Raw genomic sequence first — 12,755 nt, 5'->3', positions numbered from 1 at the left:
AGCAGGGGGCGCAAGTTCACCGGCCACGGCAGGGCGACCGGCCCGGCGCGGCCCCGCCCGATGCCGGCAAGGCCGGCCAGCTCGTCGCTTTGACGCTTTCGGCAATTCCCCGGTCGTTTTTGCACCCAGGCAGAACGGTGCCCGGGACTAAGCTGGCCCCGAAGCGTTAACCGAATCCGAGGGACAACCCGTGAGCCCAGCCGAACTGCACGCCGACAGCATCGTCATCGACGGTCTGATCATCGCCAAATGGAACCGAGAACTGTTCGAGGACATGCGCAAGGGCGGCCTGACCGCGGCCAACTGCACCGTGTCCGTCTGGGAGGGCTTCCAGGCCACGGTGAACAACATCGTCGCCAGCAACAATCTGATCCGCGAGAACGGCGACCTGGTGATCCCGGTGCGCAGCACCGCCGATATCCGCAAGGCCAAGCAACTGGGCAAGACCGGCATCCTCTATGGCTTCCAGAACGCCCATGCGTTCGAGGATCAGCTCGGCTACGTCGAGGTGTTCAAGCAGCTCGGCGTGGGCATCGTGCAGATGTGCTACAACACCCAGAACCTGGTCGGCACCGGCTGCTACGAGCGCGACGGCGGGCTGTCGGGTTTCGGTCATGAGGTCGTCGCCGAGATGAACCGCGTCGGCATCATGTGCGACCTGTCCCATGTCGGCTCCAAGACTTCCGAGGAGGTCATCCTCGCCTCGAAGAAGCCGGTCTGCTACTCCCACTGCCTGCCGTCGGGGCTGAAAGAGCACCCGCGCAACAAGTCCGACGCAGAGCTGAAGTTCATCGCCGACCACGGCGGTTTCGTCGGCGTGACCATGTTCGCGCCCTTTCTGGCCAAGGGCATCGACTCGACCATCGACGACTACGCCGAGGCCATCGAGTACGTGATGAATATCGTCGGCGAAGACGCCATCGGCATCGGCACCGACTTCACCCAGGGCCACGGTAAGGACTTCTTCGAGTGGCTGACCCACGACAAGGGTTACGCCCGCCGCCTGACCAACTTCGGCAAGATCGTCAACCCGCTGGGCATCCGCACCGTGGGCGAGTTCCCCAACCTCACCGAGACCCTGCTGGGGCGCGGCATGCCCGAGCGCACCGTGCGCAAGGTGATGGGCGAGAACTGGGTGCGCGTGCTCGCAGACGTCTGGGGCGAATGAGCCAAACACCGACGTAGGGTGGGTTAGCCGCGCAGCGGCGTAACCCACCATTGCTATCAGGCCAATAGATCGCTCGGTGGGTTACGCCTTCGGCTAACCCACCCTACACAAGCGCCAAGCGCACACACGAATTCCGGAGTCTGAACCCATGGCCACACACGCCCCCGAAATGCCCATCCTGGTCGACGACGAAACCGGCGTCTGGACCACCGACGCGCTGCCGATGCTCTACGTGCCGCGGCACTTCTTCGTCAATAACCATATCGGTATCGAGGAAGTCCTGGGCGCCGAGGCCTACGCCGAGATTCTCTACAAGGCCGGCTACAAGTCCGCCTGGCACTGGTGCGAGAAGGAAGCCGAATGCCACGGACTGGTCGGCGTCGAGGTGTTCGAGCACTACATGAAGCGCCTGTCGCAGCGCGGCTGGGGCCTGTTCAAGATCGAGGCGATCGACCTCGATGCCGGTACCTGCCGGGTGCGCCTGGATCACTCGGCCTTCGTCTACGTCTACGGCAAGTGCGGGCGGCCGGTGGATTACATGTTCACCGGCTGGTTCGCCGGCGCCATGGACCAGATTCTCGCCGCCAAGGGCAGCCCGATCCGTACCGTTGCCGAGCAGGTCTACGGCGCCTCGGAAGAAGGCCGCGACCACGGCCTGTTCGTCGTCAAACCGTTGTAGTCGGAGCAGGTAAAAATGGCCTTCGAAGCTATGTTCCAGCCGATCCAGATCGGCAAGCTGACCATCCGTAACCGCGTGCTCTCCACCGCGCACGCCGAGGTCTACGCCACCGACGGCGGCATGACCACCGAGCGCTACGTGAAGTACTACGAGGAGAAGGCCAAGGGCGGTATCGGCCTGGCCATCTGCGGCGGTTCCTCCACCGTGGCCATCGACAGCCCGCAGGGCTGGTGGAAGTCGGTGAACCTGTCCACCGACAAGATCATCCCGCACTTCCAGAACCTGGCCGACGCCATGCACAAGCACGGCGCCAAGATCATGATCCAGATTACCCACATGGGCCGCCGGTCCAGGTGGGATGGGGAGCACTGGCCGACCCTGATGTCGCCGTCCGGCATTCGCGAGCCGGTGCACCGCGCCACCTGCAAGACCATCGAGCCGGAAGAGATCTGGCGGGTGATCGGCAACTACGCCAGCGCCGCGCGTCGGGCGAAGGAGGGCGGGTTGGATGGCGTCGAGCTGTCCGCCGTGCACCAGCACATGATCGACCAGTTCTGGAGCCCGCGGGTCAACAAGCGCGACGACGAGTGGGGCGGCAGCTTCGAGAATCGCATGCGCTTCGGCCTGGAAGTGCTCAAGGCGGTGCGTGCCGAGGTCGGCAACGACTTCTGCGTCGGCATGCGCATCTGCGGCGACGAGTTCCACCCGGACGGTCTGACCCATGACGACATGAAGCAGATCGCCAAGTACTACAGCGACACCGGCATGATCGACTTCATCGGCGTCGTCGGTTCCGGTTGCGACACCCACAACACCCTGGCCAACGTCATCCCGAACATGACCTATCCGCCGGAGCCGTTCCTGCACCTGGCGGCGGGCATCAAGGAAGTGGTCAGCGTGCCGGTGCTGCACGCGCAGAACATCAAGGACCCGAACCAGGCCACGCGCATCCTCGAAGGCGGCTATGTGGACATGGTCGGCATGACCCGCGCGCACATCGCCGACCCGCACCTGATCGCCAAGATCAAGATGGGCCAGGTCGACCAGATCAAGCAGTGCGTCGGCGCCAACTACTGCATCGACCGCCAGTACCAGGGCCTCGACGTGTTGTGCATCCAGAACGCCGCGACGTCCCGCGAGTACATGGGCGTGCCGCATATCATCGAGAAGACCACCGGCGTGAAGCGCAAGGTGGTGGTGGTCGGCGGCGGCCCGGCCGGCATGGAGGCGGCGCGCGTCGCCGCCGAGCGCGGCCACGACGTGACCCTGTTCGAGAAGAAGGACCAGCTGGGCGGCCAGATCACCACCGCCTCGAAAGCCCCGCAGCGCGACCAGATCGCCGGCATCACCCGCTGGTTCCAGCTGGAACTGGCGCGGCTGAACGTCGACCTGCGGCTGGGTACCCCGGCGGATGCCGAGACCATTCTCGACCTCAAGCCGGACGTCATCGTGCTGGCCAACGGCGGCCATCCGTTCCTCGAGCAGAACGAGCACTGGGGCGCGGCCGAGGGGTTGGTGGTGAGCAGTTGGGACATCCTCGACGGCAAGGTGGCGCCCGGCAAGAACGTGCTGGTCTACGACACCATCTGCGAGTTCACCGGCATGTCGGTGGCGGACTACCTCGCCGACAAGGGCGCCCAGGTGGAGATCGTCACCGACGACATCAAGCCCGGCGTGGCCATCGGCGGCACGACCTTCCCGACCTACTACCGCAGCATGTACCCGAAGGAAGTGATCATGACCGGCGACCTGATGCTGGAGAAGGTCTACCGCGAGGGCGACAAGCTGGTGGCGGTGTTGGAGAACGAATACACCGGCGCCAAGGAGGAGCGGGTGGTCGACCAGGTCGTGGTGGAGAACGGCGTGCGTCCGGACGAAACGCTCTACTACGCGCTCAAGCAGGGTTCGCGCAACAAGGGGCAGATCGACGTGGAGGCGCTGTTCGCCATCCAGCCGCAGCCGTGCCTTTCCCAGGGCGGCGACGGCTACCTGCTGTTCCGCATCGGCGACTGCGTGGCCCAGCGCAACACCCACGCGGCGATCTATGACGCGTTGCGGTTGTGCAAGGACTTCTAGCTTGTCTCCCCTCTCCCACCGGGAGAGGGGCCGGGGGTGAGGGTTACGTCGGTCGACTCGGACTCGGCGTTCTCCTCTCCCCAACCCTCTCCCGGAGGGAGAGGGGGCTGTCCTATGCCGCTTTCAGGTCCCGTGAGGAGACCAAACGATGTTGAATATCCTTCTGCCCATCCTGCTGTTCGCCGCCCTGGCCCTGGCCGTGCTCGGCGCCGCGAAGCGCTTCCTCATGTGGCGACGCGGCCGGTCGTCGAAGGTCGACTGGATCGGCGGCCTGCTGAAGATGCCGCGCCGCTACCTGGTGGACCTGCACCATGTGGTCGAGCGCGACAAGTACATGTCCAAGACCCACGTCGCCACGGCTGGCGGCTTCGTCCTGGCGGCGCTGCTGGCGATCGTCGTGCATGGCTTCGGCCTGCACAACCGCATCCTCGGCTTCGCCCTGCTGGCAGCCACACTGCTGATGTTCGTCGGCGCCCTGTTCGTCGCCAAGCGTCGCCTCGATCCCCCGAGCCGCTTGTCGAAGGGCCCGTGGATGCGCCTGCCGAAGAGCCTGCTGATGTTCGCGGCGAGCTTCTTCATTGCCACCCTGCCGGTGGCCGGCATCCTGCCGCAAGGCTTCGGCGGCTGGTTCCTGGCCGGTCTGCTGGCGATTGGCGTGGCTTGGGGCGTGTCCGAGTTGTTCCTCGGCATGACCTGGGGCGGGCCGATGAAGCACGCCTTCGCCGGTGCCCTGCACCTGGCCTGGCACCGCCGCGCCGAGCGCTTCGGCGGCGGCCGTTCGACGGGGCTGAAAGCCCTCGATCTGGACGATCCGCAGGCGCCGCTGGGCGTGGAAAAGCCCACCGACTTCACCTGGAACCAGTTGCTCGGCTTCGACGCCTGCGTGCAGTGCGGCAAGTGCGAGGCGGCCTGCCCGGCCTTCGCCGCCGGCCAGCCGCTGAACCCGAAGAAGCTGATCCAGGACATGGTCATCGGCCTGGCCGGTGGCAGTGACGCTCAGTTCGCCGGCTCTCCTTACCCCGGCATCCCGCTCGGCGAACACGGCGGCGGACCGCACCAGCCCATCGTCGTGCAAGGCGGCAAGGGCCTGGTGGAGGCGGATACCCTGTGGTCCTGCACCACCTGCCGCGCCTGCGTCGAGGAATGCCCGATGATGATCGAGCACGTCGATGCCATCGTCGACATGCGCCGTCATCTCACCCTGGAAAAGGGCTCGACGCCGAACAAGGGCGCCGAGGTGCTGGACAACCTGATCGCCACCGACAACCCTGGCGGTTTCGCCCCCGGCGGTCGTCTGAACTGGGCCGCCGACCTCAACCTGCCGCTGATGAGCGAGAAGGGCGAGGCCGAGGTGCTGTTCTGGGTCGGCGACGGTGCCTTCGACATGCGCAACCAGCGCACCCTGCGCGCCTTCGTGAAGATCCTCAAGGCGGCCCAGGTGGACTTCGCCGTGCTCGGCCTGGAAGAGCGCGACAGCGGTGACGTGGCGCGCCGGCTGGGCGACGAGGCGACCTTCCAGAGCCTGGCCACGCGCAACATTGCCACCCTGGCCCAGTACCGTTTCCAGCGCATCGTCACCTGCGACCCCCACAGCTTCCACGTACTGAAGAATGAGTACGGCGAACTGGGCGGTCGCTACCAAGTGCTGCACCACAGCACCTACATCGCCACCCTGATCGCCCGCGAGCGGCTGGACCTCGGCCGGCACCCTCTTTCTCAACAGCATGGCGGCGGCGTGACCTACCACGATCCCTGCTACCTGGGGCGCTACAACGGCGAGTACGAAGCACCGCGCGCCGTGCTCAAGGCCATCGGCATCGAAGTCAAGGAGATGCAACGCTCCGGCTTCCGTTCGCGCTGCTGCGGCGGTGGCGGCGGCGCACCGATCACCGACATCCCTGGCAAGCAGCGCATCCCCGACATGCGCATGGTCGACATCAAGGAAACCGGCGCCGAGCTGGTGGCCGTGGGCTGCCCGCAGTGCACCGCCATGCTCGAAGGCGTGGTGGCGCCGCGGCCGGAGATCAAGGACATCGCCGAGCTGGTGGCCGAGGTGCTGATCGAGGAAGCGGTGAACGTAAAAAAGCCGTCGGCGGCTAAGACTGCCGAGGAGGTGGCGTGATGACTCGAAGTCCGCATGCTTTCCTCCCCTCGCCCTCTGGGAGAGGGGCCGGGGGTGAGGGAAGCCTCAGGCCACGCGCAATCACCTGCCACCCTCTCCCGCAGGGAGAGGGCGTTGTCCGTGCAGCCCTGGAGACCACGCCATGAGCGACCTTATCCGCCGCGACCCGCGCGCCGAATGGATCGCGCGCAACCGCCTGCACCCGTTGCACGGCAAGCTGCAGCAGGCCGAGGCCCGCTGGATGGGGCCCAACGGCGTGGTCCGCAAGAATCCCCATGCCGTGGGCTTCATCGGGCCCAACGGCATCAAGCGCATCGACCGCTCCGGCGCCCAGCAGGGCGGTAGCGCACGCCAGCGTTCCGCTGCGGTAGAAACCGCGCAGCTGCCGCTGCACATCGTCGCCCAGCCAGCGCACTACATCTGCGTGGTGCCGGACATGGTCGGCGGACGTCTGTCCAGCCACGACAAGGACCTGCTCGGCCTCGCCCGCCAGCTCGCCGGCAGCGGTGGCGCGGTGCTGGCGGTGGTGTTCGGCGAGCACAAGGAAAGCGCTTTCGACACCGCCGGCGTGGACCGCCTGCTGCTGGTCCAGGGCGAGGAATACGAAGGCTACGCGCCGGAGCAACGCATCCAGGCCCTGGCGGCGGTTGAGCGGCAATTCGCGCCGCGCCACTGGCTGCTGCCCGACAGCCGCATGGGCGGCGCCGAGCTGGGTCGCCGGCTGGCCGCCAAGCTGGGCGAGCGCCCGGCCACGCGGGTCTGGCAGGTCGATGGCGAGCGCTGCGTCGGCCGTGCCGGCGCCGGTCGCGAAGACCTGCACCGTGCCTTGCCGCGACTCATCCTGGCCGCTGCCGAATGCGCCGAACCGGTGGGCGAAACCCGCCACGAGGCGTTGCCGCTGGCCCTGGACGCTAGCGTCGCCCGCAGCCTGCCGCGCATCGAGGACCTCGGCCCGGTGGCCGTGGACCCGGCGCAGATTCCCATGGCCGAGGCCGAGTTCATTCTCTCCGGCGGCAACGGCGTGAAGAACTGGGAGCAGTTCCACCGGGCTGCCCAGGTCCTCGGCGCCACCGAGGGTGCCTCCCGCGTGGCGGTGGACGACGGTTTCATGCCGCGCAATCGCCAGGTCGGCGCCACCGGCACCTGGGTTACCGCACGGGTCTACCTGGCGGTGGGCATTTCCGGGGCGATCCAGCATCTGCAGGGCATCGGTGCCTGCGACAAGGTGGTGGCGATCAACCTCGACCCCGGCTGCGACATGATCAAGCGCGCCGACCTGTCGGTGATCGGCGACTCGGCGGCGATCCTCCAGGCACTGATCGAGAAGGTCAGCGCCTGGCGAAAGGGAGGCGCGCGCGATGCGGCCTGACGTAGGGTGGATGCCGCTCCGTGCGTCCACCGTCACCGAGCCTCGGTGGATCGCTAAAGCGCGATCCACCCTACGGGAGTCGTTCCATGTCTGATCTCAACATCGTCACCCTGGTATCGGTGGGCGCCCACCCGACCTCCGGTCGCGCGCGTCGTGCCGAGCAGGACGCCCGTGCGGTGGAGCTGGGTCTGCGCCTGGCCGGCGACAGCCTGCGCGTGGTGCACGCCGGCGCTCCCGACGAGGATGCACTGCGCGCCTACCTCGGCATGGGCCTGCCGGAACTCACCGTGTTGGAGCAGCCGGCCGGCGCCGACGCATTGCCGGTGCTGGCCGATTTCCTGGCGGGAGCCGGTGCCCAGTTGGTGCTCAGCGGCGGCCAGGCGGAGACCGGCGAGGGCTCCGGCATGCTGCCGTACCTGTTGGCCGAGCGGCTTGGCTGGCCGTTGGTGGTGGGCCTGGCCGCTGTGGAAAAGGTGGAGAACGGCCACGCCGAGGTGCTGCAGGCGCTGCCGCGTGGGCAGCGGCGCCGCTTGCGGGTGCGCCTGCCGTTCCTCGCCAGTGTCGACAGCGCCGCCCCGGCGGCGCGCCAGAGCGCCTTCGGTCCTGCCCGCCGCGGGCTGGTCGAGACGCAGCCGGTGGCAGCGGTCGAGGATGCGCTGCTCGTGGCGGCCGATCTACAGCCGGCCAAGCCGAGGCCCAAGCGGCTCAAGGTGATCAAGGCGAAGACCGCCGCCGACCGGTTCAAGGCGGCCACCGCCAAGGCATCCGGCGACGGAGGGCAGGTACTGCGCGACCTGAGCCCAGAGGCCGGCGCCGAGGCGATCTTCAAGCTACTGGTGGAAGAGGGTGTGCTGCGCTAGGGAGTCCTGCGCAGCGGGTAGGAGCGAACTGATTCGCCGGTAGGCAGCGCCAGGCGAATAGATTCGCCCCTGCGGTCCACCGCTCGGAAAGGCGCCCCGTGCCCGTTACGCCCCCTGGCCCCAGTTCATCTCCAGCCCGCCGTCGATGACGAAGCTTTGCCCGGTGACGTAGTCCGCTGACGGACTGACCAGGTACAGCGCCAACTCGGCGACCTCTTCCGGCTGGCCGGGACGCTTCCAGGGAATGCGCGGCAGCTCCTTCTCGCGCGTGTCCCGGTCATCCAGGCGCGACTGGGTCATGGGTGTCTGGATCAACCCCGGAGCAATGGCGTTGACGTTGATCTTCAGCGGTGCCAGCTCCAGCGCCAGGCTGCGGGTGAGTGCCAGCAGGCCGCCCTTGGCCGCGCCGTAGGGGGTATTGCCGGGGCTGGGAATGGAGTCGTGCACGGAGGTGATATTGACGATCTTGCCGCCGCCGCCCTTGGCCTGACGTCGGCGCACGAACTCCTGGGCGCAGTAGAACGGCCCGTGCAGGTCGGTGCGCACGATCCTGTCGAAGTCTTCCGGGCCGATGTCGGTCAACGGTCCGCCGCCACCGACGCCGGCGTTGTTGATCAGGATGTCGGCGCAACCGAGTTCCGCATCCACCGTCTTGAACAGCTCGGCGACGCTGGCCGGCTCGGTGACATCGAGCTGCCTCACCAGGCCCTGGCCACCGGCCTGTCTGATCTTTTCCAGAGCGGCCTGCGCGCCGTCCTGGTCGGTGTGATAGGTCACCGCGACCGCGGCCCCTTCGCGGGCGAAGGCGACGGCCATGGCGTGGCCCATGCCCGAGTCCGATCCGGTGATCACCGCGACTTTACCGCTGAGCGTGCCCATAGGTTTTCTCCGCTGCTTGAATGCCTGACCTTTGGTCTGGTCATCGCACGCGGCGGAAGTTTCCGAGGACTGATGAGCGCGTTGCGCTTGGCGGGGCAGGCTGAAGCGTCGGCGCCCAGCCATTGGCGAAGACCGCTGCTCCGGCAGACGGCCAAAGAAAAGGGTGGCGCCCGGCCGGTACGCCACCCTTCTGTCGTGCACCGCACGGCCCGGCGGGCCATGCGGCTGTTCGCCGCGTGCTTAGTCGCGCGGCGGGCGGGCCAGGCTGGCGCTCGGGTCGAGGCTGCGCTGGCGGGCGGTGGCGTGCTGGTGGCCGTCGTCGCCGTCCATCGGCAGCGCCGCTTGCAGGCTGGCGGCGGTGCGCGGACGGTTCTTCCAGTCGGCGATCAGCTGGTCGCGCCAGGCCGGGTAAAGCGCGCCGTGTACCTGGTTCAGCTCGCCCAGTGCACGCCGGTAGCCGTCCACGTCGTTGCGCTTGAGGTAGCCGGCCAGGGCCAGGTGGCGCTGCGGGTCGCGCTCCTGCAGGTAGCGGTGCAGGGTGTAGGACCAGTGGTAGACCATGCTGCTGCCGCTCTCGTAGGAGAGGTTGGCGATGGCATTGAGGCTCGGCCGCTGGTTCTGCGCCACGTTGCTGATGTCGTTCATGCCGCGCTCGAAGTAGCTGCCCCAGGCCAGGTACTCGGCCAGGCCCTCGGCCCACCAGGTGGTGATGTTCAGCGGGTAGTGGCCGAACGGGCCGTACTGGTTGAAGCGGCCATCGAGGTAGTGCACATACTCGTGGTTGAGGTTCCACACCTGCCAGGTCGGCGTTGCACGCTCGTAGGCGAAGAAGCGCGCCTGGTTGCCCTGGCGATCCGGGCTGCCCTCGATGTACATGCCGCCGTTGTCGGTGCTGATGCCGAACAGCAGGCCGGCGTACTTCTTGTACTGCTCGCTGCTGGAGAACACCACCAGCTCCAGGCTGGTGTTGTTGTCGTCGGCCACCGGCTGCCAGTTGGTCTGCATGATGCGGTGGAAATCCTTCTCCTGGCGCGCCAGGGTCGAGCAGATCTCGCTGAAGCGGTTGCTGGCCAGGGCCTGCGAGCGCACCTTCAGGGTTGGGCCGCAGGTATAGGTCTGCGGCAGCACCTCGTTCACTTCGTAGCGGAAGCAGAGGCCGGGGAAGGTGGTGGCGCAGGTCTCGTCGACCTTGCCTTGGTAGGCGAAGTCCACGTAGTACTCGCGGAAGTTGCTCTTCAGCTCCTGGTCGTCCAGTTTGCCGCGGCCGAGGTGGGCGCTCATGATCCTGCGCACTGCCGCGTCGCCGCGCACGCGCCAGGTGCCGCTGCTGGCCAGGCGTTCCAGCTTGCCCAGGGCTTCGATGGCGTTGTAGACGATGAAGCCGTCATTGTTGCGCCACAGCGCGTTCTTGCCGCTGCCCAGCTCGGCGATCATGTCGAGGAAGCGGGTGTCGCCGAGCAGTGCGCTGCGCAGATTGCCTTCGGCCCAGCCGAAGCGGTCGAACAGGTTGAGCAACTGGAACACGGCGTCGCCGTAGGTGCTCTCCGCACTCAACTGCGGCGTGGTGTTGAAGTGATGCAGGATGTCGATCAGCTTGGGCAGGTGGCGGACCACCAGGGCGCTGCTGTCCTTGCCGGAGGCCAGCCCGCCGAGGGCCACCACGTAGCCTTCGATGATCTTGCCCGAGGCTTTCTGGTAGACCAGCAGGTCCTTCATGCCGGCGACGCGGAACAGCGCGCGCTCGACCATCGCCTGCTGGGCGGCGGTGGTCTTGCCCAGGCCCTGGTAGTAGTTGTAGGCGCGCAGGTAGTAGAGCAGGGTGTCCAGGTCCTTGTCCTGGATGTTCTGCTGGCGGGCGAGGAAGTCCACCGCCGCGGCCACCGCTTCCAGTCGGCCGGCCTTGGCATGGTCGAAATGCTCGACGAAGAACTCGTTGCCGAGCACTTCCTTCACCAGCGGCGAGAAGTCCGCCTTGCTGCGCAGGTTCGGGTCCAGCGGGGCGTCGCCCGGCGGGGTCACCGGCGGCTGTACCGGGGTGGTCGGGTCGGTCGGCGTGGTAGTGCCGCCGACGCGCAGGTCCAGCTTGACCCAGGCGATGGTGGAATTGGCACGGCCGTCGCTGACGCGGTAGCTGAACTGGTCGCTGGCGTTCTCCTTGCGGTAGGGGCGGTAGCTGTACTTGCCGGTCCTGGCGTCCAGTTGCAGCTGGCCCAGGCGCGGCCAGTCGATGATGGTGAAGGTCAGCGCATTGCCGTCGGCATCCTTGCCCCACAGCTGGCCGTTGGCGGTGCTGCCGGCATCGATGCGCAGGCTCTGGTTGGCGGCTTCCGGCGCGCGGTTGCCGCTGCTGCCGTCGGCGGCCAGCATGTTCAGCTGCACGGTGGCCGGAACCGACCAGCCCTTGCTGTCGGTGGCGCGGTATTCGAACTCGTCGTACTTGGCGACCTGGGTGGGCAGGTATTCGAAGCGGCCGGTATTCCAGTCCAGCTTGATGGTGCCGTACTTGGGCTGGCGGGTGATGGCGAAGCTGATGCGGTCGCCTTCGGCATCGCGGGCCCAGATCCAGCTGGCGTAGGGCTTGCCGGCGGCGATGGTCTCGCTATGGCCGCGTACTTCCGGCACCTGGTTGGCTTGGGCGGTGGCGATCGCCAGCGGGCTCAGGGCCAGCAGCAGAGCGGCCTGGGCGAAGGGTAGAGCGGGTTTTCCAGTAGGCATGGGGTTCATTCCCTGGGGTGCGTGAAAGCCGCGCACGGTAGGGGATGCGTTCGTCATGGGCCGCGACTGGCCGCACGTTTAGCGGGTATCTGGCGAGTTTTTGTCCAGGCCGTGGCCTCGGTCGCAGGCGTGGGGAGCAGGGCTGCGCACTAGGGTCGTGATCGAGTTCCGCAACCGTTCGGCGGGTGATGGCGGCGGGCGCCGGATCGGGAACGAAACCTGCACCTACCGCACAATCGCGCCCGCGAGCGCCAACTTATTGATTCAAGCCAGTAAATGCTGGCGAGGTGCCAGGTACTATGCAGTCATCCAGAAGAGGCCAGCGGCGCTCAGTCCATGGCGAAGCCCAGTTGCCGCCAGCCTTCATAGACCGCCACCGCCACGGTGTTGGACAGGTTGAGGCTGCGGCAGCCGGGCCGCATCGGCAGGCGCAGGCGGCGCTCGGCGGGAATCTGCTCCAGCACCTCGGGCGGCAGGCCGCGGCTCTCCGGGCCGAACAGCAGCACGTCGTCAGGCTGGAAGCGGTGTTCGGCGAAATTGCGACTACCCTTAGTGGTAAACGCCAAGATTCTGTCGCTGCCGATTTCTGTGATACAGTCCGACAAGCTATGGTGGCGTTTTAATATCGCGTATTCATGGTAATCCAGCCCTGCACGGCGCAGGCGCTTGTCGTCCAACTCGAACCCCAGGGGTTCGATCAGGTGCAACTGGCACCCGCTGTTGGCGCACAGGCGAATGATATTGCCGGTGTTCGGGGGTATCTCGGGCTGGAACAGGACGACGTGGAACATGACAACAAGGCTCTGCACGGAGGCGGGCGGCACGGCATTCTACAGCCTGCCGACGCGAAGTGCGCCGCCAAGGCGGTAAAGAGCGAGTCGCTGGGC

Annotated in this window: 9 protein-coding genes; 6 read left to right on the top strand and 3 right to left on the bottom strand. The window is 67.0% G+C overall.

Annotation, left to right across the window (positions count from 1 at the left end):
- Window positions 1-190: 190 nt before the first annotated feature.
- The 6 genes from ACWKV7_RS16280 (at window position 191) to etfB (ending at window position 8,274) form a co-directional block, all read left to right on the top strand.
- Complete coding sequence (locus ACWKV7_RS16280; protein WP_483858739.1) at window positions 191-1,168, top strand: dipeptidase; 978 nt, start codon at window positions 191-193, stop codon at window positions 1,166-1,168.
- A 148-nt stretch (window positions 1,169-1,316) separates the two neighbouring features.
- On the top strand, window positions 1,317-1,847 hold the full coding sequence (locus ACWKV7_RS16275) for a DUF5943 domain-containing protein (RefSeq protein ID WP_483858738.1): 531 nt from the start codon (window positions 1,317-1,319) through the stop codon (window positions 1,845-1,847).
- A 15-nt stretch (window positions 1,848-1,862) separates the two neighbouring features.
- A complete protein-coding gene (dgcA, locus tag ACWKV7_RS16270; RefSeq protein ID WP_483858737.1) occupies window positions 1,863-3,923 on the top strand; it encodes a dimethylglycine demethylation protein DgcA in 2,061 nt (686 codons plus the stop codon).
- Between the two features lie 148 nt (window positions 3,924-4,071).
- Window positions 4,072-6,045, top strand: coding sequence for a dimethylglycine demethylation protein DgcB (gene dgcB / locus ACWKV7_RS16265; protein WP_483858736.1), 1,974 nt, complete (start codon window positions 4,072-4,074; stop codon window positions 6,043-6,045).
- A 142-nt stretch (window positions 6,046-6,187) separates the two neighbouring features.
- Window positions 6,188-7,414, top strand: a complete 1,227-nt coding sequence (gene etfA / locus ACWKV7_RS16260; protein ID WP_483858735.1) for an electron transfer flavoprotein subunit alpha — start codon at window positions 6,188-6,190, stop codon at window positions 7,412-7,414.
- Window positions 7,415-7,500: 86 nt separating this feature from the next.
- Window positions 7,501-8,274: an electron transfer flavoprotein subunit beta gene (gene etfB / locus ACWKV7_RS16255; protein ID WP_483858734.1), complete on the top strand. Its 774-nt coding sequence runs from the start codon at window positions 7,501-7,503 to the stop codon at window positions 8,272-8,274.
- Window positions 8,275-8,379: 105 nt separating this feature from the next.
- On the opposite strand, the gene ACWKV7_RS16250 is transcribed toward etfB, so the two are convergent.
- The 3 genes from ACWKV7_RS16250 to trmL all read right to left on the bottom strand — a co-directional run bounded on the left by ACWKV7_RS16250 (window position 8,380) and on the right by trmL (window position 12,659).
- Window positions 8,380-9,153 carry an SDR family oxidoreductase gene (locus ACWKV7_RS16250; RefSeq protein WP_483858733.1) on the bottom strand — a complete coding sequence of 258 codons (774 nt, stop codon included), beginning with the start codon at window positions 9,151-9,153 and terminating at the stop codon, window positions 8,380-8,382.
- 240 nt (window positions 9,154-9,393) lie between these two features.
- Window positions 9,394-11,868, bottom strand: coding sequence for a collagenase (locus tag ACWKV7_RS16245; protein ID WP_483858732.1), 2,475 nt, complete (start codon window positions 11,866-11,868; stop codon window positions 9,394-9,396).
- Window positions 11,869-12,197: 329 nt separating this feature from the next.
- Window positions 12,198-12,659, bottom strand: coding sequence for a tRNA (uridine(34)/cytosine(34)/5-carboxymethylaminomethyluridine(34)-2'-O)-methyltransferase TrmL (gene trmL / locus ACWKV7_RS16240; protein ID WP_483858731.1), 462 nt, complete (start codon window positions 12,657-12,659; stop codon window positions 12,198-12,200).
- Between the last annotated feature and the right edge of the window lie 96 nt (window positions 12,660-12,755).

Source organism: Zestomonas ipomoeae, assembly GCF_057128665.1.
The sequence above is the reverse complement of the archived record's forward strand: the minus strand, read 5'-3'. Positions and strand labels throughout refer to the sequence as shown.